At 70.7% G+C, this 17203-nt stretch carries 16 protein-coding genes; 9 read left to right on the top strand and 7 right to left on the bottom strand.

Going from position 1 to position 17203, the window contains the following annotated elements; all coding sequences use genetic code 11:
- Positions 1-52: 52 nt before the first annotated feature.
- On the bottom strand, positions 53-622 hold the full coding sequence (locus FHT38_RS00170) for an ANTAR domain-containing protein (RefSeq protein ID WP_221213714.1): 570 nt from the start codon (positions 620-622) through the stop codon (positions 53-55).
- A 244-nt stretch (positions 623-866) separates the two neighbouring features.
- Between FHT38_RS00170 and FHT38_RS00165 the strand changes: the two genes are divergently transcribed.
- The 3 genes from FHT38_RS00165 to FHT38_RS25520 all read left to right on the top strand — a co-directional run bounded on the left by FHT38_RS00165 (position 867) and on the right by FHT38_RS25520 (position 7045).
- Positions 867-1880 (top strand): PEP-CTERM sorting domain-containing protein, encoded by a 1014-nt coding sequence (locus FHT38_RS00165; protein WP_183488692.1) that lies wholly within the window; start codon positions 867-869, stop codon positions 1878-1880.
- A 194-nt stretch (positions 1881-2074) separates the two neighbouring features.
- The gene (gene icmF, locus FHT38_RS00160) at positions 2075-5365 is read left to right on the top strand and encodes a fused isobutyryl-CoA mutase/GTPase IcmF (RefSeq protein ID WP_183488691.1); all 3291 of its coding nucleotides are present in this window, start codon (positions 2075-2077) and stop codon (positions 5363-5365) included.
- A gap of 129 nt (positions 5366-5494) precedes the next feature.
- Positions 5495-7045 (top strand): methyl-accepting chemotaxis protein, encoded by a 1551-nt coding sequence (locus FHT38_RS25520; RefSeq protein WP_221213713.1) that lies wholly within the window; start codon positions 5495-5497, stop codon positions 7043-7045.
- Positions 7046-7061: 16 nt separating this feature from the next.
- Here the strand turns inward: FHT38_RS25520 and FHT38_RS00150 are convergent, their stop codons facing one another.
- A complete protein-coding gene (locus FHT38_RS00150; RefSeq protein ID WP_183488690.1) occupies positions 7062-7676 on the bottom strand; it encodes a hypothetical protein in 615 nt (204 codons plus the stop codon).
- 182 nt (positions 7677-7858) lie between these two features.
- Positions 7859-8974: a calcium:proton antiporter gene (locus tag FHT38_RS00145; RefSeq protein ID WP_147240114.1), complete on the bottom strand. Its 1116-nt coding sequence runs from the start codon at positions 8972-8974 to the stop codon at positions 7859-7861.
- Between the two features lie 59 nt (positions 8975-9033).
- Between FHT38_RS00145 and FHT38_RS00140 the strand changes: the two genes are divergently transcribed.
- Positions 9034-9639 carry a YdeI family protein gene (locus FHT38_RS00140; RefSeq protein WP_183488689.1) on the top strand — a complete coding sequence of 202 codons (606 nt, stop codon included), beginning with the start codon at positions 9034-9036 and terminating at the stop codon, positions 9637-9639.
- 3 nt (positions 9640-9642) lie between these two features.
- Here the strand turns inward: FHT38_RS00140 and FHT38_RS00135 are convergent, their stop codons facing one another.
- From FHT38_RS00135 to FHT38_RS00125, 3 genes are all read right to left on the bottom strand, one after another.
- Positions 9643-10839: a GGDEF domain-containing protein gene (locus FHT38_RS00135; protein WP_183488688.1), complete on the bottom strand. Its 1197-nt coding sequence runs from the start codon at positions 10837-10839 to the stop codon at positions 9643-9645.
- Between the two features lie 122 nt (positions 10840-10961).
- A complete protein-coding gene (locus tag FHT38_RS00130; RefSeq protein WP_091719792.1) occupies positions 10962-11759 on the bottom strand; it encodes a DUF72 domain-containing protein in 798 nt (265 codons plus the stop codon).
- The gene (locus FHT38_RS00125) at positions 11756-12460 is read right to left on the bottom strand and encodes a helix-turn-helix transcriptional regulator (RefSeq protein WP_091724877.1); all 705 of its coding nucleotides are present in this window, start codon (positions 12458-12460) and stop codon (positions 11756-11758) included. Before FHT38_RS00125 ends, FHT38_RS00130 begins: the two co-directional genes overlap by 4 nt.
- 90 nt (positions 12461-12550) lie before the next feature.
- Here FHT38_RS00125 and FHT38_RS00120 point away from each other — a divergent pair, with 90 nt between their 5' ends.
- The 5 genes from FHT38_RS00120 to FHT38_RS00100 all read left to right on the top strand — a co-directional run bounded on the left by FHT38_RS00120 (position 12551) and on the right by FHT38_RS00100 (position 16714).
- The gene (locus tag FHT38_RS00120; RefSeq protein WP_183488687.1) at positions 12551-13582 is read left to right on the top strand and encodes a hypothetical protein; all 1032 of its coding nucleotides are present in this window, start codon (positions 12551-12553) and stop codon (positions 13580-13582) included.
- On the top strand, positions 13579-13926 hold the full coding sequence (locus tag FHT38_RS00115; RefSeq protein WP_183488685.1) for an antibiotic biosynthesis monooxygenase: 348 nt from the start codon (positions 13579-13581) through the stop codon (positions 13924-13926). The genes FHT38_RS00120 and FHT38_RS00115 overlap by 4 nt, the downstream gene beginning before the upstream one ends.
- A 221-nt stretch (positions 13927-14147) precedes the next feature.
- A complete protein-coding gene (locus tag FHT38_RS00110; protein WP_183488682.1) occupies positions 14148-15338 on the top strand; it encodes an acyltransferase in 1191 nt (396 codons plus the stop codon).
- Positions 15339-15417: 79 nt separating this feature from the next.
- Positions 15418-15843, top strand: coding sequence for a CreA family protein (locus FHT38_RS00105; protein WP_233217840.1), 426 nt, complete (start codon positions 15418-15420; stop codon positions 15841-15843).
- Between the two features lie 16 nt (positions 15844-15859).
- Positions 15860-16714, top strand: a complete 855-nt coding sequence (locus tag FHT38_RS00100; RefSeq protein ID WP_183488679.1) for an SGNH/GDSL hydrolase family protein — start codon at positions 15860-15862, stop codon at positions 16712-16714.
- 18 nt (positions 16715-16732) lie between these two features.
- Here FHT38_RS00100 and FHT38_RS00095 read toward each other — a convergent pair whose 3' ends face one another.
- Complete coding sequence (locus tag FHT38_RS00095; RefSeq protein WP_091719769.1) at positions 16733-17152, bottom strand: rhodanese-like domain-containing protein; 420 nt, start codon at positions 17150-17152, stop codon at positions 16733-16735.
- Positions 17153-17203: the final 51 nt, after the last annotated feature.

Raw genomic sequence — 17203 nt, 5'->3', positions numbered from 1 at the left:
CCGGCGCCTGGCACGCACCGTCCTGCGGCGCCCATGCGCCGCGGCGGTGCGTTCAGCCCCGCAGCAGCTCGTGCGCATCGATGACCCGCCGAGCGACCTGCGCGATCGGCTCGCCGCGGTCCATGGCGAGCTTGCGCAGCCGCTGGTAGGCCTGGTCCTCGTGCAGGCCCTGCTCGCGCATCAGGATGCCCTTGGCCTTGTCGACAAGCTTGCGCGACGCCAGTTGCGCCTGCGCGTGGCTCAGCTCGGTACGCAGCGCGAGGTCCTGCTCGAAGCGCGCGATGGCGACGTGCAACACCGGCGCCAGGCGCTGCGCCTGAAGGTCCGCGACGACATAGGCGCTGACGCCCGCCTGGATCGCGCGACGCATGGTGCCGCGGTCCTCGTCCTCGGCAAAGACGACCACCGGGCGTGGCATCTTGGCGGAGAGCGTGGCGAGGTTCTCCAGCGTGTCGCGCGTCGGCGATTCGGCGTCGACGATCACGACGTCCGGCTGCAGGCGCAGCACGCAGTCGTGGATCAGCGTCGCCTGCTCGATGACGCCGACCACCTCGTGCCCCTGGCGCGCGAGCTCGTCGCGCAGCAGGTCCGCGCGGTGCGCGCCGTCATCGATGACGAGCACGCGCAGCCCCGCCGGAGCGGACGGCTCCGGGCTGGCAACGGGGGCTTGCGGCGGCTTCACCGCCGAGACGGCGCAAGTTCCATGCCGAGCGCACGGGCCGGGCGGAACGCGCCAGCGCGGAGCAATCGCCGCGCCTGCCACCGCGCAACCACCGTGCCCGCGGTCCTGTTTGGGAGGGGCCGCGCGATGCGGCGGATCGCCGTACTGTCGCAGCTTGCGGCACCCCCGCCGCAGGGAGAGCGCCATGCGCCACATTTCGCATCGAGTGTCCGTCGAGGTCCTGCTGGTCGCGTTGCTGTCGCTGGGAAGCGCAGCCGCCGGCGCCGCCGAGTTCAAATCCATCGCCACCGCGAGCAGCCAGACCGCGGCGCGCAGCGCCGAGCAGATCGGCGAATGGAAGACCGGCGGCTCGTCCATCTGGTCGGCCGCCGACGCCGTGCTGCTGGACCAGTCGTCCAGCCTCGTGCAGAACGCCGAGGCGCGTTCCTCGGCCACCGCGACCTTCGGCCACCTCACCTTCGTATCGCGCACCGCGACGACGCAGACCTCGGTGTCCGGCGTGCAGCCCGGCACCCGTGCCGAGTCGATGGCCAGCGCGGAGGGGGCCGACAGCTTCGTCATCACCTGCCTCACCTGCGTGGACGGCACCCGCGGGGTCATGAACTTCCGCGTCGTGCTCGAGGGCGACGTCGGCATGAGCCATTCCTCCACCAACTCGACGACGGGGCAGCCCATCCCCGGTCCCGACCGCGAGATGTCCTATTTCTGGAGCGCCAACCTCACGATGCGTGCCTCGGGGGTCGCGGCGGACTTCCCCGGCCCGGGCTGGGTGTCGCAGTACGGGTACGACTATCTGGCGATGGTCAACGACCGCGTCGTCGCTGGCGGCTCGCGGGAGGGCACCGGGATCTACAACCTGCAACTGGAGTTCGAGTTCGGCCGTCCCATCGAGATGCTGTGGCAGGGCACCGCGATGTCCTCGTCCTTCCTGCATGACAGCGCGGATACGGTCATCGGCGCCCTCACCGCGCAGTCGTACGCCGCCTTCACCAACAGCTTCTACTGGGACGGCATCTCCTCGGTCACCGATGCCGACGGCAACGCCATCAGCGGCTTCACCGCGCTGAACGGCGCCGGCGTCAGTTACGCCCAGTCCTTCGCCGACGTGGTCGTCGCGGTCCCTGAACCGGGCATGGGTGCGCTGACCCTCGGTGGGCTGGCGCTGCTGGCGACGCTGGCCCGACGCCGCCGCGGCTAGCCCCTCGCCCTAGGGATTACCCGCCCTTCGCGCCTCGACAAGCGCGGGCTTCTCACGTTTACGTAAACGTCAACCGGCACCTAGAATCGGCGCCCATGGTCGGTCCCCAGAAGGGATCGACCCACGACAGGCGCCGCGGCGGGACCACCCTCGCCGTCCGCAGGCGACCGCGCCCCCCAGCCGGAGACACACGCATGACCGAGATGTCCGCCGAGTACAAGGCCCTGGCCGAGTACCGCCCCACCCAGAAGGTCCGTTTCGTGACCGCCGCGAGCCTCTTCGACGGCCATGACGCGGCGATCAACATCATGCGGCGCATCCTGCAGAGCATGGGCGCGGAGGTCATCCACCTGGGCCACAACCGCTCGGTCGACGAGGTCGTGACCGCCGCGCTGCAGGAAGACGCGCAGGGCATCGCGGTCAGCTCCTACCAGGGCGGCCACGTCGAATACTTCAAGTACATGGTCGAGCTGCTGCGCCAGCGCGGCGGCGACAGGATCCAGGTCTTCGGCGGCGGCGGCGGCGTGATCGTGCCGGCCGAGATCCGCGACCTGGCCGACCAGGGCGTGCGCATCTTCAGCCCCGAGGACGGCCAGCGCATGGGCCTGCAGGGCATGATCGGCGAGATGGTCATGCGCTGCGACCAGGACCTCAGCGCCGCCGCGCCCACGGCCATCGCCGCGCTGCAGGGCCATTCGGAAGCCGCCTGGCGCGCGCTCGCGCAGGCGGTCACCGCGCTGGAGAACGGCCGCGCCGACGCCGCCTTCACCCAGTCGCTGCGTGGCGCGGCGCGTGAGCTGCGCACGCCGGTGCTCGGCATCACCGGCACGGGCGGCGCCGGCAAGTCCTCGCTGACCGACGAACTCATCCGCCGCCTGCGCCTGGACCAGGACGACGCGCTGCGCATCGCGGTGATCTCGATCGACCCGTCGCGCCGCAAGAGCGGCGGCGCGCTGCTCGGCGACCGCATCCGCATGAACGCCATCGCGCCCTGGGCCGCGGGCCAGCGCGTGTACATGCGCTCGCTGGCGACGCGCGACTTCGGTTCCGAGATCTCCCAGGCGCTGCCCGACGTGATCGCCGCGGCCAAAGTCGCGGGCTTCGATCTCGTCATCGTCGAGACCTCCGGCATCGGCCAGGGGGACGCGGCGATCGTGCCGCACGTGGACGTGCCGATGTACGTGATGACGCCGGAGTTCGGCGCCGCCAGCCAGCTCGAGAAGATCGACATGCTGGACTTCGCGGAGTTCGTGGCGATCAACAAGTTCGACCGCAAGGGCGCGGCCGACGCCTGGCGCGACGTCGCCAAGCAGGTGCAGCGCAACAAGGAGGCCTGGGGCAGGAAGGCCGAGGACATGCCGGTCTTCGGCACGATGGCCAGCCGCTTCAACGACGACGGCGTCACCGCGCTGTACCAGGCGCTGAAGCCGCGTCTGGCGGAGCTGGGCCTGAGCCTGCAGGACGGCGTGGGCCGCCTGCCGGTCGCCGCGACGCGCTTCAGCACCCACCAGACACCGATCGTGCCGCCGGCGCGCGCGCGTTATCTGGCCGAGATCGGCGACACCGTCCGCGCCTACAAGAAGCGCGCCCGCGCGCAGGCGCGGCTGGCCCGCGAGATCCAGCAGCTCAGCGCCAGCGCCGCGATGCTGGGCCAGTCCGATGCGTCCGCGGACGTCGCCGCGCTCCAGGCGCTGGCCGCCTCGCGCCAGGCCCGGCTCGACGCCGACGCGCGCCAGCTGCTGGCGCAGTGGCCCGACATGCAGAAGGCCTACGCCGGCGACGAGTACGTCGTGAAGATCCGCGACAAGGAGATCCGCACCGCGCTGGTGTCGACCTCGCTGTCCGGCACCAAGATCCGCAAGGTCGCGCTGCCGCCGTACGAGGACCAGGGCGAGCTGCTGAAGTGGCTGATGCTGGAGAACGTGCCGGGCAGCTTCCCGTACACGGCCGGCGTCTTCGCGTTCAAGCGCGAGGGCGAGGACCCGACCCGCATGTTCGCCGGCGAGGGCGACGCCTTCCGCACCAACCGCCGCTTCAAGCTGGTGTCCGAAGGGATGCCGGCCAAGCGGCTGTCGACGGCTTTCGACTCGGTCACGCTCTACGGCGCCGATCCCGCGCCGCGGCCCGACATCTACGGCAAGGTCGGCAACTCCGGCGTCAGCATCGCGACGCTGGACGACATGAAGGTCCTGTACGACGGCTTCGACCTGTGCAACCCGACGACCTCGGTGTCGATGACGATCAACGGCCCGGCGCCGTCGATCCTGGCGATGTTCATGAACACCGCCATCGACCAGCAGCTGGCGAAGTTCAAGGCCGACAACGGCCGCGAGCCCACCGCCGACGAGGCCGCCAAGATCCGCGCCTGGGTGCTGGCCAACGTCCGCGGCACGGTGCAGGCCGACATCCTCAAGGAGGACCAGGGCCAGAACACCTGCATCTTCTCGACCGAGTTCTCGCTCAAGGTGATGGGCGACATCGCGCAGTACTTCGTCAACCATGACGTGCGCAACTTCTATTCGGTGTCGATCAGCGGGTACCACATCGCCGAGGCGGGCGCGAACCCGATCTCGCAGCTCGCGTTCACGCTGTCCAACGGCTTCACCTTCGTGGAGGCGTATCTGGCGCGCGGCATGCACATCGACGACTTCGCGCCCAACCTGAGCTTCTTCTTCAGCAACGGCATGGACCCGGAGTACACCGTGCTGGGCCGCGTCGCGCGCCGCATCTGGGCGGTGGCGATGCGCGACAAGTACGGCGCCAACGAGCGCAGCCAGAAGCTGAAGTACCACATCCAGACCTCGGGCCGCTCGCTGCATGCGCAGGAGATCGCGTTCAACGACATCCGCACCACGCTGCAGGCGCTGATCGCGATCTACGACAACTGCAACTCGCTGCACACCAACGCCTACGACGAGGCGATCACCACGCCGACCGAGGAATCGGTGCGCCGCGCGATGGCGATCCAGCTGATCATCAACCGCGAGTGGGGCCTGGCCAGGAACGAGAACCCGAGCCAGGGCGCCTTCATCATCGACGAGCTGACGGAGCTGGTCGAGGAGGCGGTGCTGACCGAGTTCGAGCGCATCGCCGAGCGCGGCGGCGTGCTGGGCGCGATGGAGACGGGCTACCAGCGCAGCAAGATCCAGGAGGAGTCGCTGCACTACGAGATGCTCAAGCACACCGGCGAGTACCCGATCATCGGCGTCAACACCTTCCGCAACCCGCATGGCGACCCGGTGCCGGAGCACATCGAGCTGGCGCGCTCGACCGAGGACGAGAAGCAAAGCCAGCTGACGCGCCTGGGCGAGTTCCATGCGCGCCACGCGGCCGAGTCGCCGGCGATGCTCAAGCGGCTGCAGCAGGCGGTGATCGACAACGGCAACGTCTTCGAGGTGCTGATGGACGCGGTGCGGGTCTGCTCGCTGGGGCAGATCACGGCGGCGCTGTTCGAGGTCGGCGGGCAATATCGGCGCAGCATGTGAGCCCGGCCGGGCGCATGACCCGGCCCCTGCCGCACAGCCCCCGACCCGAGGGGCCCGGGCCTTCCCTGCCTTGCCGTGTCCAGGGGGCACTCCCATAATCGATCGCACCCACGTCGACGGGAGTCCGCCATGCTGCAGACGCTGAACCGGATGAAGATCACCACCCTGCTCCAGGTCGGCTTCGCGGCGGTGCTCGCGATGGCGGCCCTGATGACCGGCGTGGGCGTGATGAAGCTGCGCGAGATGGTGCGCCTGAGCGATGGCCTGCACGTGCTCGAGCAGCGCCGGCTGATGGCCACGAACTGGCGCGCCGCGACCGAGCTCAACCTCAACCGCGTGATGGCGATGGCCAAGTCCGGCGGTCACGACGGGCTGACCGCATTCCTCTCCGGCGAGATGACGCGCACCACCGAGCGCATCAACCAGCTCCAGGCCGACCTGGAGAAGGCCATCGACGACCCGGAGCAGAAGGCGCAGCTGCCGGTCATCGCCGCCGAGCGCCAGCGCTACGTCGACATCCGCAAGGGCGTGATGGCCGCGATCAAGGCCGACCCGGCGGTGGGCGGCCGGCAGGTCGACCAGACCCTGATCCCGGCGGCGACCAGTTACCTCGCGTCGGTCGAGAAGCTCGTGGCGCTGATCTCCGAGGACACCGACGCCTACGCCGCGCGCCAGCGCGAGCAGGCCTCGCAGGCGGCGACGCTGATGCTGGCGCTGACCGGCCTGGCGGTGGTGCTGGGCGTCTTCATCGCGTGGCGGATCACGCAGTCGGTGCGGGCGCCGATGGTGCGCGCCGGCGCGGTGGCGCAGACCATCGCCAGCGGCGACCTGAGCCAGGACATCGTCGTCGATCGCAGCGACGAGATCGGCGTGCTGCTGCGCGAGCTGAGCGCGATGCAGGACGCGCTGCGGCGCATGGTGCGGCAGGTCCGCGACGGCACCGAGACCATCAACGTCGCGACGCAGGAGATCGCGACCGGCAACCAGGACCTGTCGGCGCGCACCGAGGCGACGGCCTCCAACCTGCAGCAGACGGCCTCGTCGATGGAGGAGCTGACCGGCACGGTGGCGCACACGGCGAGCTCGGCCCAGCAGGCCAACGCGCTGGTGAGCGCGACGCGCGAATCGGCCTCCAAGGGCGGCGACGTGGTGAGCGAGGTGGTCGAGGTGATGCAGCAGATCGAGTCGAGCTCGCGGCGCATCAACGACATCATCGGCGTCATCGACGGCATCGCCTTCCAGACCAACATCCTGGCTTTGAACGCGGCCGTCGAGGCGGCGCGGGCCGGCGAGCAGGGACGCGGCTTCGCGGTGGTGGCCGGCGAGGTGCGGGCACTGGCGCAGCGCTCGGCGGGCGCGGCCAAGGAGATCAAGGCGTTGATCGGCGAGAGCGTCTCACGCGTGGACGCCGGCACGCGGCTGGTGCAGGACGCCGGCACGACGATGGGCGAGATCGTGCAGGGCGTGCGCCGCGTGGCTGACATCGTCGGCGAAATCGCCACGGCGGCCGCCGAGCAGAAGGATGGCATCGGCCAGGTCAACGTCGCCGTGCAGCGGCTGGACGAGATGACGCAGCAGAATGCCGCGCTCGTCGAGGAATCCGCCGCCGCGGCCGGCAGCCTGCGCTCGCAGGCGGAGCAGCTGAACGCGCTGGTGAGCGCGTTCAGGCTGGCGGCGTAGGAGGCAGGGGGGCGCGTCAGGCCCAGATGGCCGAGAGGGCTTGCAGCTCTCCGATCAATCGCGGTTTTGGCTGCTCGAGGACCTGCTTGTGAATCAGGAAGACCACCGACTTCAGCAGCTCCGTCGTGTTCAGCTCGGACGACGCTTCCAGCTTCCGGAAGTCCTCCGTGACGCGCTGGGGCACCTTCATCGAAATGCGGCGGCGGGCAGCGCCACGCTCTTCGGGAAAGCGTTGGATCGCCCTCCGATGCGACAAGCGAAGCACCACTGCGGCTCGGGCATCCATCGCCGTCTTGTGCACGAAGTAGGTCAGCAGCGCCCTTCTGAAGTCGGTCGAAGCCTGGCCATCGATCCGTTGAACGGCATGGTCCAGCACGTCGAGGTAGATGGCCGGCAGGCTGGCCTCGATGGGTCGCATGGCCGCCTTGCGGGCCTTCGAGATGGCCGGCGTCGACTGCGCCGGAATGGCAACGGTCGCGCCGCATCGATCGCAGACGCCAACCAGGATGTTCCGTGCCATGCCGTTGCCGTCGCTGAAGGGAACGTCGCGTCGCCGGTAGGTGGTCCTGACCACGTCGTCGCAATCCGCGCAAAGCGCTTTGCCATGGTCGCCGTCATGAAAGATCTTCATTTCCGATCACACCCACATCAGATTCACGGTGTACGAAGACCTTCGTATTGTTGTGAGCTGCGCACGCGAAGCAAGCCGCCGGGCGTCCCCGGCCACCGATTTGGTCAAGAAGCTGCGCGGCGCGCCAGAAAGCACGAAGGCCGCCCGATGGCGGCCTTCTGATGGCAGCGGCACGTGCCCGATCAGGGCACGACCGCCAGGAACAGGAACACGACGAACACCACCATGTGCACGGCGCCTTGCAGCACCGTGGCGCGCCCGCCCCCCAGCGTGAGGCCGCCGACGATGAAGGTGAGGAACAGCAGCACCATGCTCAGCGGCGTGAGCCCCAGCACCAGCGAATGCGGGAACAGCGGCGACAGCACCGCCACCGTCGGGATCGTCAGCCCGATGCTCGCCAGGCCCGATCCCAGCGCCAGGTTCAAGCTGGTCTGAAGTCGGTTGTGCAGCGCCGCGCGCACCGCCGCGACCGTCTCCGGCAGCAGCACCAGCATCGCCACGATCACGCCCACCAGCGACGGCGGCGCGCCGATCGCATGCACGCCGCGCTCGATCGTCGGCGCCAGCAGCTTGGCCAGGCCGACCACGCCCACCAGGCACACCAGCAGCAGCGCCAGGCTCAGCCCGGCCACGCGCCAGCTCGGCGGCTCGGCATGCGTGTCCTGGTCGTCGACGCCGGCCACCGGCAGGAAGTAGTCGCGGTGCCGCACCGCCTGCACGAACACGAAGGCGCCGTACAGCACCAGCGACACGCCGCCCGCGAAGAGCAACTGCGCGGTGGTGAAGGTCGGCCCCGCTGAACTCGTCGTGAAGGCCGGCAGTACCAGCGTCAGCACCGACAGCGCCGCCAGGACCGCCAACGTCGGGCTCGTGCCCTCGACGCGGAAGGCCAGTTCCTGGTGTTTCCAGCCGCCGACCAGGATGCACAGGCCCAGCACGCCGTTGCAGACGATCATGATCGCGGAGAACACCGTGTCCCGCGCCAGCGTGTTGGTGGACTCGCCCCCGGCAAGCATCAGCGACACGATCAGCGCCACCTCGATGATGGTCACCGCGACCGCCAGCACCAGCGAGCCATAGGGCTCGCCCACCCGGTGCGCGACCACCTCCGCGTGATGCACCGCCGCGAGCACCGCGCCGATCAGCAGGACGCTGACCACCGCCAGCACCAGCGTCGAGTTGCCGCCGGCCGTCAGCCCCAGCAGCGCGAGGATCGCCGCCAGCGGCGCGAGCAGCGTCCAGATCGGCAGGGCCGCCGGCAGGCGGGCGAGAAGGGAGTTCGAGGGCTTGGCGCGCATGGGGACCGAGCATAGACCACGATGGTCGACCGCCCGTGGACGCGTTAGGCTGCGACGCCATGCCCACCCTCGATCCCCGAGTCGATGCCTACATCGAGCGCGCCGCTCCCTTCGCGCAGGAGATCCTGCGGCACTGGCGCGCGACCGTGCACGCCCACTGCCCCGAGGTCGTCGAGACGATCAAGTGGGGCTTCCCCAACTTCACCTACCGCGACCGGATCCTGACCGGCATGGCCGCCTTCAAGGCGCATTGCTCGATCGGCTTCTGGCACGGGGCGGCCGCCGTCGGCGCGGCGCATGCGAAGGACGGCGCCATGGGCGATCTCGGCCGCGTCGCCTCGCTCCAGGACCTGCCGGCCCCGGCGGAGCAGCAGGCCATCCTGCGGCGCGCGATGCGCCTCATCGAGGACGGCGTGAAGGCCCGGCCCGCCAAGGCCGCCGCGCCCCGGCCACCACTGGCGACGCCGGACGACCTGGGCGCGGCGCTCCAGGCCAACGCGGCGGCGCGAGCGACCTTCGAGGCCTTCCCACCCAGCCAGCAGCGCGAATACATCGAGTGGATCGTCGAGGCGAAGCAGGCCGGCACCCGCGAGAAGCGCCTGGCGCAAGCCATCGCGTGGATGGCGGAAGGCAAGCGCCGCAACTGGAAGTACGAGCGCCGCTGAAATTCAGGCCGCCGGGCTCTCCATGCCGAGCTCCCAGCCGCTGTCGTGCAGCTGCACGTTGTTGCGGCCGCCATCCTTGGCGCGATAGAGCGCGCGGTCGGCGCGCATGAACAGCTGGTCGGCGGTCAACTGCCCGCCGGGCGCCGCCACCGCGATGCCGGCGGAGACGGTCAGGGCGAAGTCGTGGCCCTCGCCGTCGCACAGCCGCAGCGTCGCCACCGCCTCGCGGATCTGTTCCACCAGGCGCGCCGCGCCCGGTCCGTCGGTGGCCGGCAGGATCAGCCCGAACTCCTCCCCGCCCCAGCGCCCCACCACGTCCGACGCGCGCAGCCGGGCGCGCACCTCCGCCGCGAAGGCGCGCAGCGCGTCGTCGCCCGCATGGTGGCCGTGGCAGTCGTTGACATCCTTGAAGTGGTCCAGGTCCAGCAGCACGAAGGCCAGCGGCGTGCCTTCGCGTCGACCGCGCTCCAGCTCATGCCGCAGCAGCGCATCCGCCGTCATCCGGTTCAGGCAGCCAGTGAGGCCGTCGGTGGAGGCCATCTCCTCCATGCGACGCGCGATGCGCTCGAAGTTGGCGAGCACGAAACCGAAGCCCGCGCCGATCAGGCAGATGAAGCTGAACAGGAAGGTCAGGCCCTGGCCCAGGCTGCTCTGCATCAGGTCGCGGTACTCCTCCGGATTGGTCAGCGCATGCACGCTGCGCAGCAGCAGGCTGGCCGCCGCGGCGACCAGCGTCAGGCCGACGGCGCGCAGCGACGACTCGCCACGCCAGCCCGGCCCCAGCAGCACGAGGATGGCCGGACACAGCAGCAGCGCGAAGACCAGCGAGATCGCACTGGTGCGCAGCGCCAGCGGCCAGGTCAGCATCCAGGCCGTGAGCGTCCAGGCCACCAACGGGGCGCTCCACCACATCCAGCGCGGCAGCGAGCGACCCAGCACGTGGCGATGGATGGCCTCGTTGTAGAACACGATGCCCAGCGCGATCAGGCCGTTGCCCAGCAGCGCCGACACCCACACCGGCACCACCAGCCGGGCCGTCAGCATCGCGAAGCCGGCCAGCAGCGTCCACGAGCCCCAGGTCCACACCGCCAGATCCAGGTAGCGCAGCCGGCTGCGCTGCGCCGCCCACAGCTGCACGCCGAGCATCGCGAAGCCGCTCAGCAGCGCCAACATCAGCGTGGGGATGTGGATGGACGCCATGACGAGCGAGTGTAGTGATCCCGGACCGACGGCCGTCCCCCTACATCGCGGGCCCGAGCCGTCAAGGTGGCGTCAAGCCGTGGCACCCGGACGAAGCTCGGACGAAGCTCCGGAAGAGATGCTCAGGTCAGGCGGTCGATCAGCGCCATCGCGGCGGCGGGCGCGCGTTCCTTGGCGCCGCTGATGAAGAACACGAACACGTCGCGCGGCCGCCGCGGCGGCGTGCGGTCGGCCTCGACCAGCGGCAGGCGGTCCGGCTGGCCGCCCGAGGCCCAGCGCGAGGCGCTGGCGGCGATGCCGTCGAGCTCCTCCTCGGTGACGCCGGTCACCAGCTCGGACCGGGTGCGCATCACGCGGGTGTAGACGAAGTCGGTCGTCAGGTCCGGGATGGGCGGGTAGTCGTCCGACTCGGTGAACACGACGGCGGCGTCGTGGTCGCGCGCCATCGCCAGGAACTCGGCGCTGCGGAAGCTCTCGTGACGCACGTCGAGCGCATGGCGCAGCGTCACGCCACCGGACTGCGCCGGCAACAGCTTCAGGAAGGCGCCGAAGTCGACGGGATCGAATCGCTTGCTCGGCGCGAACTGCCAGACGATGGGCCCGAGCTTGGGCCCGAGTTCCGCGACGCCGCTGTCGATGAAGCGCATGACCGATTCGCCGGCCTCGGCCAGCACCCGCCGGTTGGTCGCGAAGCGGTTGGCCTTGAGCGAGAACACGAAACCCTCGGGCGCGGTGTCGCGCCACTTCGCGAAGGTGGCCGGCTTGAAGGTCGAGTAGTAGGTGCCGTTGACCTCGATGGCGGTCAGCTTGCGGCTGGCGTATTCCAGCTCGCGCGACGCCGGCAGGTCCTTCGGGTAGAAGGTCTCGCGCCAGGGTTCGAAGTTCCATCCGCCGATGCCCACATGGATCGAGGTGCTCATGTCGTCGTGTCCTCCAGCAGTCGTTCGAGTCGGGCCTGTCCGCGCCGCGTGACGCGCAGCGCGCGGCTGTCGGGATCGGGGTCGAGCCAGTCCTGCGCCAGCATCGCCTGCAGCCAGGCCGCGCCCAGCGCGCCGCCCAGGTGCGGCCGGCGTTCGCTCCAGTCCATGCAGGCGCAGGCCAGGCGCCGTCGACGCGCGCCGGTCGCGGCGGCGACATCGACGCCCAGCGCGCGCAGCGCGTCCAGGCCTTCGTCGGTGCAGCGGTAACCGCGGGCCTCGTCGGGATCGGGCGTCATCCAGCGCTGGCGCAGCGCGTGGTCGTGCAGCCGCACGCCCCAATGGCCGGCCAGGTGGTCGTAGCAGCGCCGCGCCTGGCGCAGCGCGGGCGGGGTGCTGGGCTCGAAGCGCGGGCGCGGCAGCCCGGCCAGCACCAGCATCGCCTCCAGGGCCTGGCCCACCTCGGCGCCCGCGAGCCGGTAGTAGCGGTGCTTGCCCTGGGCCATGCAGCCGACCAGCCCCTGCGCGAGCAGCTTGGCCAGGTGGGCGCTGGCGGTCGAGGCCGCGACCTCGCCGACGGCGGCCAGCTCGGTGGCGGTGCGCGCGTGGCCGTCCATCAGGCAGCAGAGCATGCGCGCGCGGACCGGCTCGGCCATGCTGGCGGCGATGTGCGCCAGTGCCTCGTCGGCGGTGGGGGCGTCAATCATGTTTCGATGCTAAGCGAAGCGTTCCCGGCGATCCATCGCGAAGATTCCCCCATCTCCCCTCCCCTCGCCCACCCGGGCGCCCACGCGATGACCACTTGTCCCTTCCATGCGCGGCACGAGTCCGATGCCCAGGCCGTTGACGCCGCTGGCGCCGTTGACGCCGATGCCCCGATCGCCGACGCGCTGAGCATCGACGCGCCGCTCGCGCCACTGCTCGACCCCGCGTTGCGGATGCGGCCGCCGGACGAGCCGCTGCCGCCGCCGCTGCGCGCCCAGGGCGGGCCGTTGGCCGAGGTCTTCTCGCGCTGGCTGCGGCAGCGCGACGACGCGGACCACGCGCCGGAGAAGGCGGTGCTGTCGCGCGCGCTGCTGGCGCTGTCCGATGACGACGTCCGCGCCCATGCCCGTCGCCAGGCGGCCATCGCCGCGCGGGGCGGCTGGTCCCACTGGCATTGGGCGGTTCCGGCATCGACGGTCGCGAGCCTGCTGGGCCTGCCCATGGACGAGCTCGCGGCCCAGCGTCGACTGCACGGGCAACTGCGCGCGATGGCGGCCGGCCTGGGCGCCCAGGCGACGGGCGAGGCGGTCCGCGCGGGCGGCGAAGCGGTGGCGACGCTGCTGGGCGCGCTCGACGACGCCGAGCACCGCGCGCCCGATGCGCCGTTGCAATGGACCTTGCTCCGGCATGCCGCGCCCTCGCGCTGGACCGACCGCGCCGCGTTCACCGCAAATCGGCTCGCCCTCATCTGGCAGAGCCATGAAGCGGGCGCCGCGCTGCTGGGCCATGCGCTGCTCGGTGATTCGTGGATGGGCGGCGCGCCGACGCGCGAGGCCCTGCTGCGCCTGGCACGCGAGGGCGGCGCCGTGCGCGTGACCCGGCGTTTCGACGTCCGGCAGCAGCCCCCCGCGCCGGTGACTGTGCCGCTGGCCGGCACCGACCACCCCTTCGGCGACGGCGCCCACCGCTGCCCGGGACAAGGCCTGGCGCTGGGCACGTCGCTCGCGTCGCTGCAGTGGCTCGCCGAGCAATCGGGGCTGCGTCCGCCGACCGCCGTCGCGCCGCTGGCGTTGCCCAACATGGACATTCCGCAATTCAAGGACGAGGAGCTTTTCCCATGATCGCCGTCATCTTCGAAGTCACGCCCAGCGCCGACGGTCGCGACCGCTACCTCGAGCTCGCCGCCGAGCTCAAGCCCCTGCTGCAGGAGATCGATGGTTTCCTCAGCATCGAGCGTTTCCAGAGCCTGACCGACCCGGGCAAGCTGCTCTCGCTGTCCTTCTGGCGCGACGAGGCGGCGGTGCAGTCCTGGCGGCGTCTGGAGGCGCATCGCCAAGCGCAATCGGAGGGCCGCGCGGGCGTGTTCGCCGACTACCGGCTGCGCGTCGCCGCGGTGCTGCGGGATTACGGCATGCAGGCGCGCGACGAGGCGCCCACGGACAGTCGCGAGCGCCATCGCGCCTGAAGTGCCATGGCGCCGGTGATGTCGGCGGCATCGGCGGTGTCGGGATAGGCGCATCGGTCGCGCGACGCTCGAGAGCCGCGTAACGCGCGTAACGGTTCTCGCGCTGCCGACTCGTCCATCGCGCGGGCGATTTCGTCGCAGGATGGCGCCGGCGCCGCGCGGCGTGCCGAGAATCGCCGCCATTCCAACGACGCCGCCTCGAAGCCGGCTGCTTGCTTCCCATGTCCTCCCCTTCCCTGCCCGGCTCGGGCACCCCGCGCCTGCATGGCCTGGACACGCTGCGTGCCGCGGCCATCCTGCTGGTCTTCGCCTACCACTACCAGGTCTTCGTCAGCGGCGAGTCGACCTTCGGCTGGCTGAGCCGCATCGGCTGGGCCGGCGTCGACCTGTTCTTCGTGCTCAGCGGTTACCTGATCGCCAACCAGCTGATGGGCGGGATCGCGCGCGGCGAGCGCCTGTCGCTGCCGCGCTTCTATGGCCGGCGCCTGCTGCGCACGCTGCCCAACTTCTACGTCGTGCTGGCGCTCTACCTGTTGCTGCCCCCACTGATGGGCGGCCGTGAGCCGCCGCCGCTGTGGCGCTTCCTGACCTTCACCCAGAACATAGGCCTGGCGCCCGGCACGGCGTTCTCGCACGCCTGGTCGCTGTGCATCGAGGAGCAGTTCTACCTGATGCTCCCCGCCGCGCTGATGCTGGGCGCGGCACTGAAGTCGGGCCGACGCGTGCTGGCCTGGTCGCTGATCGCCGGGCTGACGCTGGCCGCCATCGCGTGGCGCGATCACCTGTGGCGGCGCTACGGCACGCAGGATCCGTCGCTCGGCTACTACCCGCAGCTCTATTACGGCAGCCTCGCGCGCCTGGACGAATTCCTGCCCGGCGTCGCCATCGCCCTGCTGAAGCATGGCCATGCGGACCTGTGGGCCGCGCTGATGCGTCGCTCGCGGATGCTGTTGGTCGTCGGCGTCGCGGCCAGCCTGGGCATGCTCACGCTGATGCTGCACTTCTATTACATCGACGGCTACGGCTATGGCCACGCGATGAGCAGCTGGGGCTACAGCGCGCTCGCATGGAGCTTCGGGCTGCTGACCCTGGCGGCGCTCGCACCGCGTGGCGCGCTGTCCCGCGTCGAGGTCCCGGGCGCGAATGCGCTGGCGCGCTGGTCCTACGCGCTGTACCTCACCCACAAGCCGATCGCCCATGCGCTGATCCAGCCGTTGGCGGCGGTCGGGCTGACGCGCACCTCGGGCGCGGCGGTGCCGGTGATCGCGGCGGCCTGCCTGCTGGGCGGATGGCTGCTCTACCGGACGGTCGAGCGGCCTTTCCTTGGCTGGCGCGACCGCTGGATCCCGTCGCAGTTTGTTGACGCGACGCGTGCTACAACCGCGGGCCAAAGGAGTCCCCAGCATGCCTAGCCCCCGTTCCTCCCGCCCTCGCCGTCCGGCGGTCCTGTCCCTCGGCGCCCTGGCGCTGAGCCTGCTCGCCACCGCCTGCATGGGCGCGAACGCCGAGGAGATCGGCGACGTGAGCACGGTGTTCAAGTTCATCGGCCCGAACCACAAGATCGTCGTCGACGCCTACGACGACCCGGCGGTGAACGGCGTGACCTGCTACGTCTCGCGCGCGAAGACCGGCGGCATCAAGGGCGGCCTGGGGCTGGCCGAGGACAAGTCCGAGGCCTCCATCGCCTGCCGCGCGGTCGGTCCGATCAGCATCCCCAAGCCGCTGCCGCGGCAGGAGGAGGTGTTCTCCGAGCGCGCCTCGCTGGTGTTCAAGCGGCTGCGCGTCGTCCGCATGGTCGACGCCAAGCGCAACACGCTGGTCTACCTGACCTACTCGGACCGCGTCATCGAGGGCTCGCCGCAGAACAGCGTGACCGCCGTGCCGGTGGACCGCGGCACCGTCATCCCGGTGAAGTGAGGCGCGGCGGTCCTCCATGCCCGTGATCACCGTCTTCACGCCCGACGAGGTCGAGCACCCGGACAGACCGGCGCCGCTGTCCGACTTCAACCGGCAGTTCATCGCCCAGGGCGACTCCTGGTTCTCGATGGGCGGGTTGCCGCTGCAGTCCTCCAACCTGTTCGACGGCATGTCGACACGGACCGCTGCCTGCGCGGTCAATTTCGCCTCGCCCGGCGCCGTGCTGAGGCGCATGACGGATACGGTCCGGGAGCGCCGCTTCCTGCGTCACCTCAACGGCCCGCTGTCCCGCCGCTGGAGCGCGCTGCTGCTGTCCGGCGGCGGCAACGACCTGATCGAGGCGGCCGCGGTCGACCCGACGCAGCCGGCGGCGCTGCGCCTGCTGGCCACGCAGGCGGAGTGGGGCGCCGGCGTCGCGGAGGACCGCTATCTCTCCGACGCGGGCTGGCAGACCTTCAGCGTTCACCTGGATGCGGTCATGCGGCAACTGCTGCGGGAGCGCGACCGGGGCCTCAACCGCGGCATCCCGGTGGTGCTGCACACCTACGACCTGGCCGTGCCGCGTCCGAGCGGCGCGGGCTTCGGCCGCGGCCCCTGGCTGCAGCCCTCGCTCGTGAAGTACGGCGTCCCGCAGGACGCATGGGCCGCCGTGAGCGCGTTGATGCTGCGTCGGCTGAAGGCCTTGCTGTTCCAGATCGCGGCGACCACGCCCGATGGATCGGTGCACGTCGTCGACACGCAGGGCACCTTGACGCCAGCACGCGTGACCGACACCGGCGCGACCGCCGACTGGCTCAACGAGATCCATCCGACGAGCGCCGGCTACCGCAAGCTCAGCGCGCACTGGGCGCCGGTGCTGGACCGGCTCTGACGCTCGCCGAGGATCGCGTCAGGGCGCGGCGACGACCGGCGACAGCGCGCGTTCGACCTCGAAGCCCTCGTCGATCCAGCCGGTCAGGCCGCCGATCATCAGCTTCACCGGCCGGCCGAGCCGGGCCAGCCGCACCGCGCCGCGGTGCGCGCCGTTGCAATGCGGGCCGGCGCAGTACACGACGAACAGCGTGTCCTTCGGGTACGCCGCCATCTTGCCTTCGGTGATCTTGCCGTGCGGCAGGCTCAGCGCGCCGGGCAGGTGGCCGCGCTGGTAGAGCTCGTGGCTGCGCACGTCGAGCAGCACGAAGTCCTGGACGCCGCGGGAGAACGCATCGTGGACGTCCCAGCAGTCGGTCTCGAAGGCGAAGGCCTGCTCGAAGTGGGCGAGCGCCTGGGCGCTGGGCGCGGCGGGAATGGCGGAGACATGCGAGCTCATCAGGGGTTCCTTGCTGGGTGGGGATCGATGGCACCCAGTGTCGCCAAGCGT

This window comes from Mitsuaria sp. BK041, from assembly GCF_014193085.1.
GTDB lineage: Bacteria > Pseudomonadota > Gammaproteobacteria > Burkholderiales > Burkholderiaceae_C > Roseateles.
This window is presented reverse-complemented; position numbering and strand designations above follow the sequence as displayed.